The 15,266-nt window shown below is 48.6% G+C and carries 17 protein-coding genes; all 17 read left to right on the forward strand.

Features of this window, described 5'->3' with window-relative positions; genetic code table 11:
- Nucleotides 1–81: 81 nt before the first annotated feature.
- The 17 genes from MKY48_RS08625 (at nucleotide 82) to MKY48_RS08705 (ending at nucleotide 15,266) form a co-directional block, all read left to right on the forward strand.
- Nucleotides 82–1,518 carry a hypothetical protein gene (locus MKY48_RS08625; RefSeq protein ID WP_339292722.1) on the forward strand — a complete coding sequence of 479 codons (1,437 nt, stop codon included), beginning with the start codon at nucleotides 82–84 and terminating at the stop codon, nucleotides 1,516–1,518.
- Nucleotides 1,518–2,984, forward strand: coding sequence for a phage minor capsid protein (locus tag MKY48_RS08630; RefSeq protein ID WP_339292723.1), 1,467 nt, complete (start codon nucleotides 1,518–1,520; stop codon nucleotides 2,982–2,984). Before MKY48_RS08625 ends, MKY48_RS08630 begins: the two co-directional genes overlap by 1 nt.
- Nucleotides 2,974–3,309, forward strand: coding sequence for a hypothetical protein (locus MKY48_RS08635; RefSeq protein WP_339292724.1), 336 nt, complete (start codon nucleotides 2,974–2,976; stop codon nucleotides 3,307–3,309). Before MKY48_RS08630 ends, MKY48_RS08635 begins: the two co-directional genes overlap by 11 nt.
- Before the next feature lie 155 nt (nucleotides 3,310–3,464).
- Entirely contained in the window at nucleotides 3,465–3,668 is a 204-nt protein-coding gene (locus MKY48_RS08640) for a hypothetical protein (RefSeq protein WP_339292725.1), read from the forward strand.
- On the forward strand, nucleotides 3,655–4,527 hold the full coding sequence (locus tag MKY48_RS08645) for an LPO_1073/Vpar_1526 family protein (protein ID WP_339292726.1): 873 nt from the start codon (nucleotides 3,655–3,657) through the stop codon (nucleotides 4,525–4,527). The genes MKY48_RS08640 and MKY48_RS08645 overlap by 14 nt, the downstream gene beginning before the upstream one ends.
- A gap of 131 nt (nucleotides 4,528–4,658) precedes the next feature.
- Nucleotides 4,659–5,381 carry a scaffolding protein gene (locus MKY48_RS08650; protein ID WP_339292727.1) on the forward strand — a complete coding sequence of 241 codons (723 nt, stop codon included), beginning with the start codon at nucleotides 4,659–4,661 and terminating at the stop codon, nucleotides 5,379–5,381.
- A gap of 15 nt (nucleotides 5,382–5,396) precedes the next feature.
- Entirely contained in the window at nucleotides 5,397–5,774 is a 378-nt protein-coding gene (locus tag MKY48_RS08655) for a head decoration protein (RefSeq protein ID WP_339292728.1), read from the forward strand.
- A gap of 29 nt (nucleotides 5,775–5,803) precedes the next feature.
- Nucleotides 5,804–6,943 (forward strand): major capsid protein, encoded by a 1,140-nt coding sequence (locus MKY48_RS08660; RefSeq protein WP_339292729.1) that lies wholly within the window; start codon nucleotides 5,804–5,806, stop codon nucleotides 6,941–6,943.
- A gap of 55 nt (nucleotides 6,944–6,998) precedes the next feature.
- Nucleotides 6,999–7,361 (forward strand): hypothetical protein, encoded by a 363-nt coding sequence (locus MKY48_RS08665; RefSeq protein ID WP_339292730.1) that lies wholly within the window; start codon nucleotides 6,999–7,001, stop codon nucleotides 7,359–7,361.
- A 9-nt stretch (nucleotides 7,362–7,370) separates the two neighbouring features.
- On the forward strand, nucleotides 7,371–7,760 hold the full coding sequence (locus MKY48_RS08670; protein ID WP_339292731.1) for a hypothetical protein: 390 nt from the start codon (nucleotides 7,371–7,373) through the stop codon (nucleotides 7,758–7,760).
- Nucleotides 7,757–8,077 carry a hypothetical protein gene (locus MKY48_RS08675; RefSeq protein ID WP_339271735.1) on the forward strand — a complete coding sequence of 107 codons (321 nt, stop codon included), beginning with the start codon at nucleotides 7,757–7,759 and terminating at the stop codon, nucleotides 8,075–8,077. Before MKY48_RS08670 ends, MKY48_RS08675 begins: the two co-directional genes overlap by 4 nt.
- 40 nt (nucleotides 8,078–8,117) lie before the next feature.
- Entirely contained in the window at nucleotides 8,118–8,522 is a 405-nt protein-coding gene (locus MKY48_RS08680) for a hypothetical protein (RefSeq protein WP_339292732.1), read from the forward strand.
- Nucleotide 8,523: 1 nt separating this feature from the next.
- Nucleotides 8,524–8,931, forward strand: a complete 408-nt coding sequence (locus tag MKY48_RS08685; protein ID WP_339292733.1) for a minor capsid protein — start codon at nucleotides 8,524–8,526, stop codon at nucleotides 8,929–8,931.
- Between the two features lie 2 nt (nucleotides 8,932–8,933).
- Nucleotides 8,934–9,485 (forward strand): hypothetical protein, encoded by a 552-nt coding sequence (locus tag MKY48_RS08690; protein WP_339292734.1) that lies wholly within the window; start codon nucleotides 8,934–8,936, stop codon nucleotides 9,483–9,485.
- Nucleotides 9,486–9,554: 69 nt separating this feature from the next.
- On the forward strand, nucleotides 9,555–9,965 hold the full coding sequence (locus MKY48_RS08695) for a hypothetical protein (RefSeq protein WP_339271742.1): 411 nt from the start codon (nucleotides 9,555–9,557) through the stop codon (nucleotides 9,963–9,965).
- Nucleotides 9,966–10,268: 303 nt separating this feature from the next.
- A complete protein-coding gene (locus MKY48_RS08700) occupies nucleotides 10,269–14,729 on the forward strand; it encodes a hypothetical protein (protein ID WP_339292735.1) in 4,461 nt (1,486 codons plus the stop codon).
- Nucleotides 14,730–15,266 (forward strand): phage tail domain-containing protein, encoded by a 537-nt coding sequence (locus MKY48_RS08705; RefSeq protein WP_339271748.1) that lies wholly within the window; start codon nucleotides 14,730–14,732, stop codon nucleotides 15,264–15,266.

Genomic DNA, 15,266 nt, shown 5'->3' on the forward strand with positions numbered 1-15,266 from the left:
TGAAAGAAGGTGATGAACCTGACAATTGTTTATACCAAGAAGAGTTTCCCACCGCCCCCATACGATCAGGAAATCGGAATGATGATGTATTACCGACATCTATACGAGGGCGAGCATGCAGAGATCTTCCCAAGGGCTCAGTCGGTAACGAAGGAGCACCGGTTGGTCCGTCGGCGTGTCGGTGTGCGGTCCTGGCGGCAGGTCGAGAAGGTGTTCAGTGCGGATCGCCAATACATTGTGGCCAACTTTAGCAGCCTTGTCGCTGAGGTGCCGGCGGATCTCCTGAACCGGTCGCTCGGGAACATTTCAGCCGATACGGAGGAAGGGCCGGAGCTGGAATTCGTGTCCTCTGTCGTATCAGCCAGTAAGCCGAATGAGAAGGTTTGGTCTGCTGTAGTACAGACTCAGGTTGACGGAATGGTCGCCTACCGGATCCGACGGGATGGTTCCGGTGTAGTATGGTTCGAGTGGATTCTAGGGGATCGTTACTTCCCTCATGACGATGATCGCGGTGCTGATATCGCTTGGATCGAAGAATGGGGTGAAGATAGCCGGAAAGATCGTTTCCTGAGGGTTGAGCGGCAGCGGATTGATGCAAATGGTCTGACCATTGAGCAACTGGTCTTTAAGATGGAGGGTGACAAGGTTACTGATCAGGTCGATATTAATGAGTACGCTGCTGAATATATGTTGGACATTCCAGAGGATGCGGAGCTTCCGGGAGTAAACGAATTGCTATGCGGTGCGATTACCAATGAGGACACATTGTTACATCCCCGTGGACGGTCCGCACTCCGGAACATTGATGGCCTGCAGGAAGAAATCAACTGGACCATCACCCGAGACAGCGTTGTTTTTGAGAAGCATGGGAAGCCGAAGCTGGCTATTCCGAAAGGTCTCTGGGATACCGTAGCCAACGACAACAACAAGCATTATGGAGGGCGCTTCGTTCGTAACGCTGACCTTGAGGTGGTCAGCTACAATGAGAACAACGGAGCGGTGCCTATGTATATCACTTGGGATGCCAAGACACAGCAAAGCTTTGAACACGTTGCACGTTTGATCAAGTACATGCTGGCTATAAGTAAAACCTCTCCCCAAGCAGCTGGCCTGGAAGATGGCAAAGGTGACTCCGGGGTTGCGCTGCTTTATCTTTGGATTCAATCGGTCATTAAGGCCGAGGCGATTCAGTCAAAGTTCGATGCAGCTATTAAAGCAGCCATAAGGAAGTGCATGATCCTCGAAAATGCGATCGGGAATCAAAATCTTGAAGTTAACGATCCTGTGGTTGAGTGGGGGGAACTGCTGCCGAAGGCAAACAGCGAGAAGGATACGGAAGAAATCGAGAAGTATTCCGGCGGCGTCCAGTCGCTTGAAACCACAGTCCGCAGGATGCATCCGGACTGGTCGGAAGATGCAATCACGGCCGAGATCCAGAAGATTCAGGACGAGCAGACGGCTGACTCGATGAATCCGACCTACACGCAGCCTCCGCGAGTGAACTTGGGTGGTAGCTAATGGCTGATGCTGATAAACTCATTGCTCTTTATACACAGGCTGGGGAACGGCTGATCCAACTGATCCGGTCCTTAGAGCTTGGTAGCTACACGCAGCGGAGGAAAGAGCGGCTGCTGAAGCAGATCGATGAGATCCTTTCCGAATTGACAGACGGATCTGCTCAAAGTGTGTCTGAACTGTTGGCCGAGGCATATAAAGCGGGTTCCCGCGAAGCATCGAGCAGCATGATGACTCAAGGGATGGTGGAGAATCAAGTCAATACCGTACTGGAACCCATCATTCATCAGCAAGCTGTTCAAGCGATCATGGACGACACCTTTATCCGGATCCTTGAGGCAACCGATAACATGTCTCAGGACGCGAAACGCCGGGTGGAGGAGGTTGTCAGAACGGCGATGGAGCGGATGCTTACCGAAGGGATTAGCCGGCGCGAGGCGACCAAAGAAGCCGTCGCCAAGATGACCGAGCAAGGCATCACAGGTATTATAGCCAAGAACGGCGCACGGATCCCGGCGGATAAGTATATGAACGGGGTTGTTCAGTACAACCTTCGCAAAGCACACGTTACCGGAGCCGAGAACACTATCGTTCAAAACGGCCTTGATCTGGTCTATGTGAACTCCGTGGGGATAACCTGTGAATATTGTGCAAAATACCAGGGCCGCGTGTACAGCGTCAGTGGCAATGATTCGCGCTTCCCGAAACTGGAGATTCGCCCGCCATATCATGCGCATTGTGTTCATTCTATCAGCGCTTGGATCGAGGAGTATCAATCGCCGGATGAGGTGGAGCGGATGCTTGTCGCATCGAACCGACCTTTCATCGACAACCGGACTGAAGCGAATATCCGACGGTATAATGAGATCCAGAGGGATAAGGCTCGAAAGAACGAGACCAGGAAGCAATGGATGCGATACAAGGCCCTGCTGCCAAACGATACACCGGATCTTCGTACATTCGCCAGTATGAAAGCAAGAGGTGGTCAGGCATACAAGGATCTGCAGGAACTTTTCCGCAAGGCCAACGTAATAAACAAGGAAACACTCTTGCCAAAGAACGTTGAGGCGATTAAAACGTATGGCAGGAATGTTATAATGGTAAAGGATCAATTCACATTAAATGGGCCAGTATGGAAGCGGCCAGGACTCGCAGAATCACATCTGGCGAAACGAATCAAGCGGAAGCACGTACCACCAGATTGGACAATGCAAGAATATGATGGAAAGATCACGCAGTTAATCACTGATCCGTCCAGCCAAGTTTATCGGTACCGACAGGAAGGCTTTGAACAGGATTATTATGTATTTGGCGATGGTGATAAGTGGATTGCAATCCTCGGACAGGACGGCATGATGGAGACCGCCTTTCCTTTGGATAAGCCAAGCGATTACCGGAATTACTTAACGATCGATAAAGGAAACACATATATGGGAACCGTCAAGGAGGTCGAGGAAGGTGCAGACTGAAATTGAAAACTACGAAGAAGCAGCAGCTGGGCAACTGCTAAGTGTGTTTGAATTGCAAGTTTCCCTGCAGAGTCGTGATTATCTGCATACAGCTTCGCTTTCTCCAGAGGAACGGCAGCAGGTGAATCAACTCGATCAAGAATACCTGAGTAGGGCGGTAGAAGTGTCCGGGCTTATTGCAGAGTACGGGGACGCCGATAGCATCTTTGCAGAGAAACCGCCGCAGCGGTGGTGGTGGCATATTGCTCGTATCGCATCCGGCCAGATGTCGGTTGACTTGGCGCAGAAGACAGTCGTCTACGAAGGCCAAAAATACAAATTTTAAACGTCCTCCCAAGGGCGTTTTTTTATTGGATTTGAATGTTATACCGTCAATAACTCAGTATCACCAAAATTAATTTAATCTGTAGACTGCAACCAACCCAGCTAGTATTATGTGATTAATGCTAATTTAGTCATATGTTAGGAGATGGGGATGCGTTGATAGATTGGATTTTTAACAATAAAGAATGGGTCTTCAGCGGCGTGGGAATTTCAATAATTAGTTTAATAACATTTTTTTTGAAAAAAGGAAAAGAGAAAAGTAATTCTAGTCAAACCATAACATCAGGAAACAATTCATATAATATACAGGGTGGAAGTGATGTCAATATCACTATTGGTGACAAAGATGCTGGGAAATAAGAAGCAAATGTCAGCAGGTGATAATTCAATTAACGTACAGGGTGAATCAATTACAATAAATACAGGCATAAGTTACGCTGATGCGAAAGAAATTGCTTTACAAACATTCAAAGATAATTTTTATAAATTAAGTGAGGCTGCGCAGCGGACTGCTATGGAACGGGCCGATTTACTTGTAACTACCTTTTTAGAAAAATTACAGTCTGGGACACCTGAGAACATAAATAAAATATTAGATCCCGACGTCCAATACGCTCTTGTTAATGCACAAAAACAATATGCGAGAAATGGTAGTGAGTTAACGTTAGAATTACTAACAAATTTACTAGAGGAAAGGTTTCGAATTGATGAAGGCTCGTTAAAGAAGATTGTATTAAATGAATCTATCGAAGTGATAGCAAAATTGACAACAGACCAAGTTAGAGTAATTGCAGGTATTTTTTTGGTCAAATATTCTGTATCAAGCAGTGCACGGTATTTAATCGAAACCCTTTCACCTGTCCTTGATGATAATTTCGAAAACATAAAAAATGACTTTAGCTTTTTCGAGCATCTATTATTTACGGGTGTTGCTTCAAACGATATTTCAACTCAATCTTCGCAAAATCTGGAGTACTTTATTAGGAAATCTTATGAGGGCGAAATAACTTATAAAATAGATGGTACAAATATGAAGTTAGATCCAGTTGTTAGAAGCCAATTTGAGATTGATACCCTGAGCAAGAATGTTTTCGAAAGGTGGAATAGCTCGTTAATAAGTCGATATTCGCTAACGAGTGTAGGTAAAGCGGTGGCTGTTGCATATTATAATTCTATGAAGGGAGCAAAAGCAGATCTAGACATGTGGATTAAAAATTAATATTTTCAAGCAGATATAGATATTAAAAGTCGCTTATTAAAGCGGCTTTTTCTTTTGTCCAAACCGTGGCATGACTTAAAACTGCTATTCGAGGAAGCCTACCCGGGCATAAAACAGGAGGATGAGAAAAGATGTACGAATATATTGCAAGACGCTTTCCATTGAAAATGAACCTGCAGCTTTTTGCAGCTGACGGTGGTGCCAGCGGGGGATCCGGCGGTGAGGGTGGTGGCGAAGATGGTGCTGGAGGAACCGGTGGCGAGGGTGGCTCCGGTACAAATGGCTCTGAGAAGTCTTTCACCCAGGCTGAACTTGACCAACATGTCCAGTCACGCCTTTCACGAGCTGAGAAGGCTGCACAGAAGCAACTGGCCAAGGACTTGGGCTTTGATTCGGTGGAGGCGATGCAAGCCGCTCTGAAGCCAAAGGATAAGGATGGCAAAGAAGGGAAACTTGATCCCGCGGAAGTCGACCGTCTGGTCGATGAGAAAATCAAGGCACGTGAAAAGGAGCAGAACGACAAGACCTTCAAGCGATTGCTAAATGCCGAGGTTAAGGTGATGGCGAATGAACTCGGGTTCGCCGATTGGGAGGACGCTGCAGCACTAGCAGACTTGTCCGCCGTGAAAGAGAACGACAAGGGTGAGCTGGAAGGCGTGAAGGAATCGCTCGAGGCATTAGCCAAGAAGAAACCGCACCTGTTGAAAGCCAAACAGGGCAGTGGCCGGATCGGTGCAAATGTACCGAACTCCCCGGAGCAAAAACAGAAGAAGCATGAAGATATCGTTAATCTTGCAAAAAGCCGCGGGGTGATCGGTGGACAAGCCGTGAATGACCCGTGGGCAAGAAAATAAGGAGGGAACTATCCTATGAGATTGCAACCGAAACAACGTGTAACTGTCCATGATGAGTATGAAATCCTGGCATCTTTTGAGGTGATCCGGGAGGTGACCAACGGTATCACAATTGATTCGGCAGCCGTTACTGCAGATGCCAAAGGCGACAAAATCATCAAGAAAGGCATGCCGATGGCGAAGCTCACCGCATCGGACAAGTTTGTGCCGTACGATCCGGCCGGTACCGATGGCAGCGAGAACCCGACCGTTATTCTTAAGCGAACAGTTAATGTCAAAGACGGCGACCATGTTGTGGGCGGGTATGAAGTCGGTAAATTTATCACCGAACGAATCCCCGTCACCGTAGACGATGTGTTGCGTCAGAAAATGCCGCACATCGTCTTTGCTTAATTCAAACCACAGAAAGGATTGAACAATATATGAAAAAGCAATATAAATTGCGTCACAAACTGGATCTGCAGACCTTCGCAGGTGACGATCCAATTGATTTGACATTGGATGAAGCATTGACTGGGGAAGACCTTCTCGTCTACTCCCGAAACCTCGAAGTATCCAATGAGTATCTTTATCCTCTGTTGTTCCCACCCCAGGAAACTGACGAATTGACGGTCGATGTCATTAAGGACAGCGGGTCGAAGTTGCCTGTCATGGCGCAAATCGCTGAGCTGGGTACCGAGGTTGAGTACGGCTCCCGCGAGGGGCTGACTGGGAGCTCAGTAACTATCCCGAAGATCCAGCGAGGCCGCTACATGGACGAGAAGTTGGTCCGTATGGCACTTCAAGCATCGCAGAGCTATGGCTTGCGAGACGCAGAGCGGAATAAGCTGCGGCAAGAGCAACTGAATGACGCGCAGTACGCGGTGGATGCAATCCAAGCGAGGAAGGAATGGATCGCTTTGACCAGCGTCTGGAGCGGCAGTGTCAATTACGTCGAAGGTAACGTTCGCGTCGAAGTTGATTACGGTTATACTCCTGCTCAAAAGCCTGTACTCACGGGCACAGACAAGTGGGATGATTTCGAAAATTCGAAACCTCTGGACGATATCCAAGAATGGATTGATGCATGGGCGGATTTGGGTATTTCCCTCAAACGGGCTATGACGAGCAAAAAGGTCATTACGCTGCTTCGACGTAACCTGTCGATTCGTCAACATTATCACGGCAATCCTAGTGGTAACGCACGGCCGCCTGAACTCACCCGAGCGCAACTGCAATCGGTGTTCGATGAGCTTGAGTTTCCGGCACTCGTCGCCTACGACACTCAGGCCCGAACGGAAGACCGTAAACTTACCAATGGAAAGCTTAGCTTCACAACCGTGCGGATGATGCCACAAAATCGTTTCGTGTTACTTCCTGACGGTCCGCTGGGTAATTACCTTTGGGCCAAGACGACGGAGGAAATGATGTCCGAAATTGAATCCGTTCAAACCGGTGACATGGGCATCTATGTATTCCGTGATGTCACCAAGAATCCAATTCGCCTGCGTACAGCGGGGGTGGCCTTGTCATTCCCGGCATTCGCTTGGGCGGACAGTGTCGTATCCGCGACGGTATATTAAGGAGCTCCTTTGAGGGCTCCTTTCTTTATATTTAAAAACAGAAAGGGTGAAGCGTGTGGATTTGAAACTGACAGGCGTTGTGAAATACGAAGGTGAGTGGAAACAGCCGGACGATATTATTCGCAACGTTAATGATTCAATCGGTAAATCAATTATTGATGCAAGAGTTGGCAAGGAAATCGAAGCGCTGCAGGATGATTCCGATACCGAACTGCAGGCTCTCCGTGAGAAGGCCAAGGAGTTGGGTGTTCCAAACGCTGGCCGTCTGGGTGAGGCTAAGTTGAAGGAGAGCATCGCCGAGAAGGAAAATGAACTCGAAACTTTACGTGAAAAAGCACTTGAACTAGAGATCGACGGAGTCTACGAAAAAGATGCCGCGACACTTGCCAAAGAAATCGAAGCAGCCGAAAAGAAGTAGGTGATCGGTATGGACCCTCAAGAAGTTGGAGCTTGGATCATGGCCAACATGCTGGATACCGACGCTTGGGATCGGGCTTCGGATCAGAAGCGAATCGTCGCCGTCGTCCAGGCTGAACGTAATTTGGCTCGCTGGTATCCCAAGATCAGCCCCATGGCCGTATCGATTGTTGCGTTTCAAACGGTTTGGGAGCTGCAGGGCATCGACCCAGCACTAAAGTATCAGAAGCACAACGTTAAGACGGTATCGGATAACGGCGAATCGATCAGCTACAAGGAGGAGGAACGCCCTGACGTGGCCCCTGACGTCCGCGCCTTGCTTGGACCTACGGCAGCAGAACTAGCCGAGAAGGAAGCTGCAGAAGTGGCGCAGCGGCAGTATGGCGGTGCATTGGTATGAGTCTCTTTGGATACCCGGCGACGGTAACGCATTGGCACGTAGGAGGCAAGGACGACTGGGGACGGCCGCAGCAGCCCATCAGCGATGTCAAAGCAGCAAAGGTGGTCGAGGAGCAACGTCTGATCCGGAATGCCCGCGGCGAGGAAATCCAGATCGCATACGAGATTCATTTGGAAGGCCCCCAATCCGTAACCCTTGACGATTATTTCGAATACGAGAACAAGCTCGGCATGAAGATCCGTTGCGATGTCGCTCATTTTGAAGTCAAAAAGTACCTTGGGACGGATGACGTGAAGAAGGTGATCGTATATAGCTGACCATCAATTATTTAGCTTTAGCCTCGAGGGGATTGACGCTATGGTCGACCGATTAACGAGGATGGAGAACGACTTGGACCGGCGCCTGGAAGAAACACTTACTCGCTTGGCCTTAGATGTGATACATGATGCAAAACGTTTGGCCCCTAACCTTTCTGGCGATTTGGAGGACCAACTGATCATCGGCGAAGTCAAACGGACTATAGCTGGTATGTACATTGATCTCGGGACGAGCCCGGATGTTGATGATTACGCTGTGGTTCAACATGAAGGATTCCGAAAAACCAAAAGCGGTGCAATCGTGGAAATGACTCCAGGAGAGAAGACATTAAGCAAAGGGTCATACAAAGGATACATGCCAGGGAAAAAGTTTCTGGAGAACGCTCTGAAAATGAACGAAGATCTTATTTTGCAGGAATTAAAGAGCGTTCTGGAGGGAGGATAGCATGCTTGCAAGCGACTTGATTGCATACCTGACGGATGCCGGATTCACCGTTTATCCGGATCCCAACTTCATTCCGGCTGAGCTGCCGGAATCGAAGCTTCCCTGCTTGTTTGTTCTCGGTACTGGCGGGTACGCAGCACATGCTTATGTGCCGACCGAGAGGCCCACATTTCAGGTGATCATAAAAGGCAAATCATACAAGGCGATGCCGGGGAACATGGCGGGGGCCGAGGCTCTTGCCAAACGGCTGATCAAGCATTTGCATCGGCGGACCAATTACAATGCGGGTACCGTGCATGTTTTTTCAAGTACGGCCAACCAGTCCAGTCCTATACCTCTTGGGCTCGACGATAAGGATCGGCCTATGTATTCAACCAATTTTGTATTTTACGTTAAGGAGGAAAATTAACGATGGCAGATGTGGATAAGATTTATGCAGGTCCTGGGATTTTTAAATGGGGCGTGGATGATAAGGGTATGCTGTTGCCAGATGCCGTTATCATTGATCTGACCCAAGGAGGAATTCGTTTCTATACGGAAACCACCTACTTCGAACCGACGACCGACCAAACGGGTACAGCCCCGGTTAAGTCGTTTTCGACCGGCACGATTGGGCGGGTGGAGTTTGAAACTCCAGACACGGACTTTGATAAGGTCCTAAAATTTAACGCTAATGCGATCAAGGTCACGGATGCGACTGATCCGGACAAGGTAAAATATCAGATCACCGGTCTGGCAGGAAAAGAGCTGCCACGTAAACGGGCCGTGATCGAGCCACAAGGTATTACGGATCCATCTCGGTTCATTTATATTGAGTCCTGTGGTATTAAGTTTGACGTTAACGCGCAGTTTATGTTGGATGATAACCAGAAGTTCCCGATCAACGGTATGGCGTATCCTGATCTTAAAGCCACACCGAGGGGTCTGCTTTATACCTGGGGCGACATCACGGCAACGGCATAACATTTATACGCAAGGAGAGGGCAGAAGCCTTCTCCTTTTTCTTATTTCCTACGAGAGGAATGATCAAGGATGTTTAACCTGGGTAGTAAAAAAGATTATGTCATGCTCGGCAGTAAGCGGGTTACGGTACCCAAACTGACCCGAAGCCGATTGAAGAAACTGACCGACCATATCGGGTCGATCGGTGATTATCTTATTAAGCTTTTCCTGACGCCTGAAAGCGACCGCGCGGTGTTCATTGTGGCCGCCGCTGACGTCTCCATAGATGAGATTTACGAACTGACTTCACTTCTTAGTGACCTGCCCATGGATTACTTGGACGAACACGCCGCCTTCGGCGAATGTACCGAGTTTCTCCGACTCACTTGGGAGAAGAACGACATGAATGAAGCTCTAAAAAACTTGAACGGCCTGATCCCTCCGGTGGCACAACAGTTCATTCAGAGCATCGTGAAACGGATGGATCGGGCCGACGTGTAGTCACCTATGATGATTTTGTATTGCGCTGTTGTGCGGTACTGTGCAAGACCCAATATGAGATCGAGAACGAATATTATTTCGTGGACCTCCCACAGATGCTTATGCTGCATGATCAGGTAAGGGCAGAGCAGTTGCTGATGCAAATCGATATAGTGTCGTTTCCACACCTCATGGACAAGGAGGCAAGGGAAAACATTATTAAGCGGATAAACAACATGCTACCGAAGCCACCGGCAGAACCACCAAAGTCGGCAGAAGAACAATATCAAGCGCGGCTCGCGCGTATGAGGGGACGGTGAGATTATGGCTGTGGAGATTGGTGAATTGCGTGCTCGCATGACTGCTGAAGCGCAAGGTCTTAAAGCGGAAATTAAAGCTGTTAAACAAGAAATTTCAGGGCTTGGAGATCAAGGGAAGAAGACGGCGAGTGATATCAAAAGTATGGATACAGCATTTGATAAGATCGGGGCTTCTAAAGATAAAATCGCCCAGCTTACATCTGTTCTGGATAACGTTAACGCCAAAATTGAACTCCAGCGGAAAAAGCTTAGCGAGCTGAAGGAATCGTATGATAATACCTTCAACGAGCAGAAGAAGAGCAAGCTGCAGGAACAAATCTTGAATACTGAAGCTGCGTTAATGAGGCTGACACAAACGTCGGACCAGACTGCTCAAAAAGTTTGGGAACTGGAGGATAAGGCGCAGAAAGCCGGTAGTGGTTTTGAAGCGTTGAACAATTCTTTAAAAGAGATCGGCTTGAGCTCGGGCCAGATCGACATGATCAATAAATCAATTCAAACCGCGAATCCAGAACTGCTGGAGGAGCAATTACGGCAGGTGCGAGAACAGCTCCGGATGATTGGTTTGGACGCCAAGCATATCGATAAGATCGAGCAGGAGCTGAAGCAAGCGAATGCCGAGGTACAAAACACCAAGAAGGGGATTGATGGTCTCGCCTCAGGCCTGACAGCTCTTGGTGCCGGTATGGCGACCAGGCAGCTCATTCAAACCTTTACTACACTGGCAAAGGAAGCGAGAGAGCTTGCAGACTCTTATCAAGGGCTTACCGAGGTTTCCAAGGCATTACATGTCAACACGGAAAAAACAATCGGACTTGCTGAGGAACTATCGGATCGTTGGGGGCTCAGCAAGACGGCCATGAATGATACGGTAAAAACCTATCTCTCTGCCGGACTTACCTTGGAACAGACGAGGGAAATCATGATTGCAACAGCAGATGCCGCAGTCTACAACCGAGAAGCACATCTGAGTTGGGAAGAGGCAATCAAACAAGTAGCGCGAGGAGTCAAGGGGGGCAACTCCAATCTGACAGATGCAGCCGGCATTACGACAAACCTATCCGTCATGTACAAACGGTATGCTAAGACGATTGGTACAACAGCGGCTAAACTGACTGAAGCCCAAAAGCTTCAGGCTGCGTATAACGGAATCATGGCAGAGTCTGCAATGTTTGCAGGGAATGCTGATTCTGCCATGACAGGATACACCGGTACCCAAGCGACTTTTAACCAAACCATAGAAATGGCTCGAGTGGAATTAGGAGAAGCTTTCCTGCCTGTCTTGGGTGAAATCATGCAGCGAATTACGCCGATGATCAAGGACTTTGTCCAGTGGGCAGAAGCGAACAAAGAAGTTGTAGCTGGATTGGCCGCCGGGAGCATTGCCGTGCTTGGATTGATTACCGTTCTGGGTACCTTGGTTGTGAGCATTGGTGCCGTAACAGCAGCACTCCGGGCTATGAATGTAGCCATGGGTCCAATTGGGTGGGCCATAACTGCATTGTCCTTGGTTGCTGCCGGGGTAGGGGCATACAAGCTTGCTGCAGATGCTGCATCCGAATCCGTTATGAAGTTTGCCGCCAATCAGGAACAGTTGAATCAAAAACTCTCCCAGTCACCAGCCAACCGGACGGCCGAGGATGTCAAAAAGCTTCAGGGCGATATTGAGACGCTCAATGAGATCCTTGAAAGGCGCAAAGAACTAGAAGAGACGCTTGAAGGGATGCGCGGCAAGCATGGCTCCTACATTGAACACGGCACTGGCTTCGCACCACTGGAGGTCAAGAAAACAGTCGAAGAGTTTGAAAAACTCAATAAACAGCTGAAAGAGATGGATTTCAGCAATGCCGAAGATGCTGCTACTGCTCTCAAAAATATGAAGGCAGAGGTTGAAAAGTCGACTCCAGCGCTTCTGGATATGGCAAAAGCTGAGTTACAAGATGTGGCTGCTAAGAACAGCAAGATTATTGAGATGGAAAAAACGGTGAAGCGGTTCAAGGAGCTTGATGCTGTTCAGAAATTGGATGAAGCCCAGAAGCAGGAACTCGTAACGATCACCAATATGCTAACGAAACAATATCCCGGTTTACACGCCATGATGGATGAGGAAGGGCGTATCCGAATCGGTAATATCGAATTGGCCGATGAACAAATCGGGGTCGAAAAAAGCTTGATGAACGCATCCGTCGAAAGCGCCAAGACCCAAATGAGCAACCTCAAAGAAACGGCAGCTGCTCAGAAAGCATCCGTAGAAGCTCAAATCCAAAACTATCAGGCTCTTGCGAGGGTGATGGGTGCGATATCAGGTAAGGCTCTTGAAATCGGCATGACCGAAGGTAAAGGGTCACTTGCCCGTGTGAGCGGGATGATCGGCGGTATCGTAACTGCAGGTGTTCAAGCGTCCGCTAATCAAGCGTTAGGGACATTATCTAACGATCAAAATAAATACGCTGCAGCTGAACTGGAAGCAGAAAGAGCACTGGCTAACCTTACCACGGGCAATCTGGATGCCTTTGCGTACAAGCCGCCCAATTATGGTGACGGTGAGACTGAGGATGAGAAAAAGAAAAAGAAGAAGAAAAAGAAAGAGAAAAAGGGCAAGTCTGCAGCTGAACTTGCCAAGGAACAACGGCAGGCTGCTTACGACGCTGACATGGCAACGGCCCATTATAACGCTGAGTATTATGACCAGACACCTGAGCAACAGTTAAAAGCGCTGAAGAAGATACAGGCTAATCACAAACAACATCTTAAAGAAACTATAGCGGATCAGCGGGAATTGAATCTGCAGATGAAGCGGCTGCAAGAGGATAGTGCCAAGTCGATTTACGAAGCGTCTGCTACCTGGATTGATCGCCAAGAGCGGAAGATGGAAGAGTCATATAAAAGTGAAACCCAAATAGCGCAGATGAAGGTGGATATGTGGACGAAAGTTCGCGATCGTTACAAAAAAGACAGCGAGTATTACAAGTCTGCGGATGAGGAACTGATTCGAGCTCGCGAAGAACTGAATAAAGCGCAATATGCTGCATCATCTGAATGGATCAGCAAAGAAGAACGGCGGATGCAGGACTCCTATAAGAGCGAAACTCAGATCGCTCAGATGAAAATAGACAGTTGGACTCGAGTACGAGATCGATATCACAAAGATAGTGAAGAGTACAAGAAGGCTGATGAGGAGGTATACCGCGCTCGTAAGCAATTATTGAAATCCCAATTTGCTGATTCAGAGGAATGGATTGCAAAGGAAGAGCGCCGCATGGAGGAAGCCGGCAAAACGGAGAATGAAATCACGCTGATGAAGTTGACCGCATGGACACGGGTCCGGGATCGGTACCATAAAGATTCAGATGAATATAAGCGAGCGGATGAAGAAGTATACCGCGCCCGCAAGTCATTGATCCAGGATATGAAGAAAGAGACTGGTGACTTCTTCAATGCTCAGAAAAAGAAACTGGATGAGTCCCTTAAGGCTGAGCTGGACGGGATTGAGACTCGTAAGAAAGCATACGTCGATGCTCAAAATGAGAAGATCAAAGCTATTGACGATCTGATCGCGAAAGAGCAGGAATTGAACGTTGATGAGGATTATGAAACCCAGCTCGCGAAAAAGCTTGCACGTCAGGAAGAATTGAGCACTGCCGTCTCTCCAGAAGGCAAAAAGGCACTGGCCGACATTACGGAGGAGATCGAGCGAATGCAGCTCGAGCGCAGCCGGGAACTCCGCAAGCGCGATTTGGAAGACCAGAAGCAGAAACTGGTTGATGAAAAGGATGAAAAAGAGAAGGCGTATGATGAAGAGAGACGGGATACTGAAGCCCGTTACAACGCCTTGAAGGAGGCTTTTGAGAGCCATAAAGATGATATCCAGTTCATCGAGAATGCAATCAAGGATTTCAGGATCGGAGCCAATGAAACGGCCAATCAACAAATCTTAAGCGATCTGGATCAATTCGTTTCAGCGTATAATGCGAAACTGTCCAACATCGCTAAAGTGTCGGATCCATCAGGTGGCGCTAATTTGGACCTGCAGGAGTATAACGCGAACAAGGACGCATGGTCGGCTGCTAAGGCACGGGGAGACACTGCTGAGATGGCAAGGCTCACAGCTCGAAATGAAGAATTGCGAAGACTGTACGGCGTTGAAAAGGATACTGGCAAGCTGCAAGCCTTCAAAGATGGGGGAGTCGTCCAGGGAAGCCCTGGGGAAGCAGTACCGGTAATCGCCCACGCTGGCGAGATGTATTTGAACCCAGCACAGCAAAACACGCTTTGGAAGTTGGTCAGCGGGCAAGTGGCGGCGCCTACGGCAAGCAAAACGGATCCGGTGGTCATGCAGACGGTTAATCATATCGACATGTCAATCGAACATGTGGAGGTTCAGGATCCAACGGATGCCGAGATCCTTTATTCCGAGCGTGAGCGGACTTTCCGGCGACTGGCGACAACAGGAGGTGGGAAGTAAATGGACGTGTCTGTAAATGGAGAATGGATTTCGGGAACAGGCGCAGTGCTGGTTTACCGGAACATACCCGGTTTGCCAGAAGCGACGGAGAATACCGTGCAGATCGCCGAGCGGGACGGAGAAATTGATTTTGGAAGTACGTATGGAGCCCGGCCAGTTGGCCTGGGCTTTTTTATTACCAGCGATTATGACACAACTGTTTCCCTGCTTATGCGCCAATTTAACACCCGACGCGGCGTTCTGGATCTAGTGTTTTCAGACCGCCCTGGCAAACACTATTTTGCTCAGTACCGCAGTACGATGAGTTGGGACGAATCGACTGGAAACCGAGTGATCGATATACCGCTCAAGATGTACGACCCATTTCCCGAGAGTGACGAGAAGATTACAGAATTGAATATCACACGGTCACCGCAAGTGGTATCCGTCCAATCTCTTGGTGATGAGCGGGCCAGTCCAGTTATCGTACTCACCAATGTCGGAACGACCACGCTGCAGAGCTTCAAGATTCGTAACGAATATCTCATGGAAGGATGA

The sequence above is a fragment of the Paenibacillus sp. FSL W8-0187 genome (assembly GCF_037969755.1).
In the GTDB taxonomy this organism is placed as follows: domain Bacteria; phylum Bacillota; class Bacilli; order Paenibacillales; family Paenibacillaceae; genus Paenibacillus_AQ.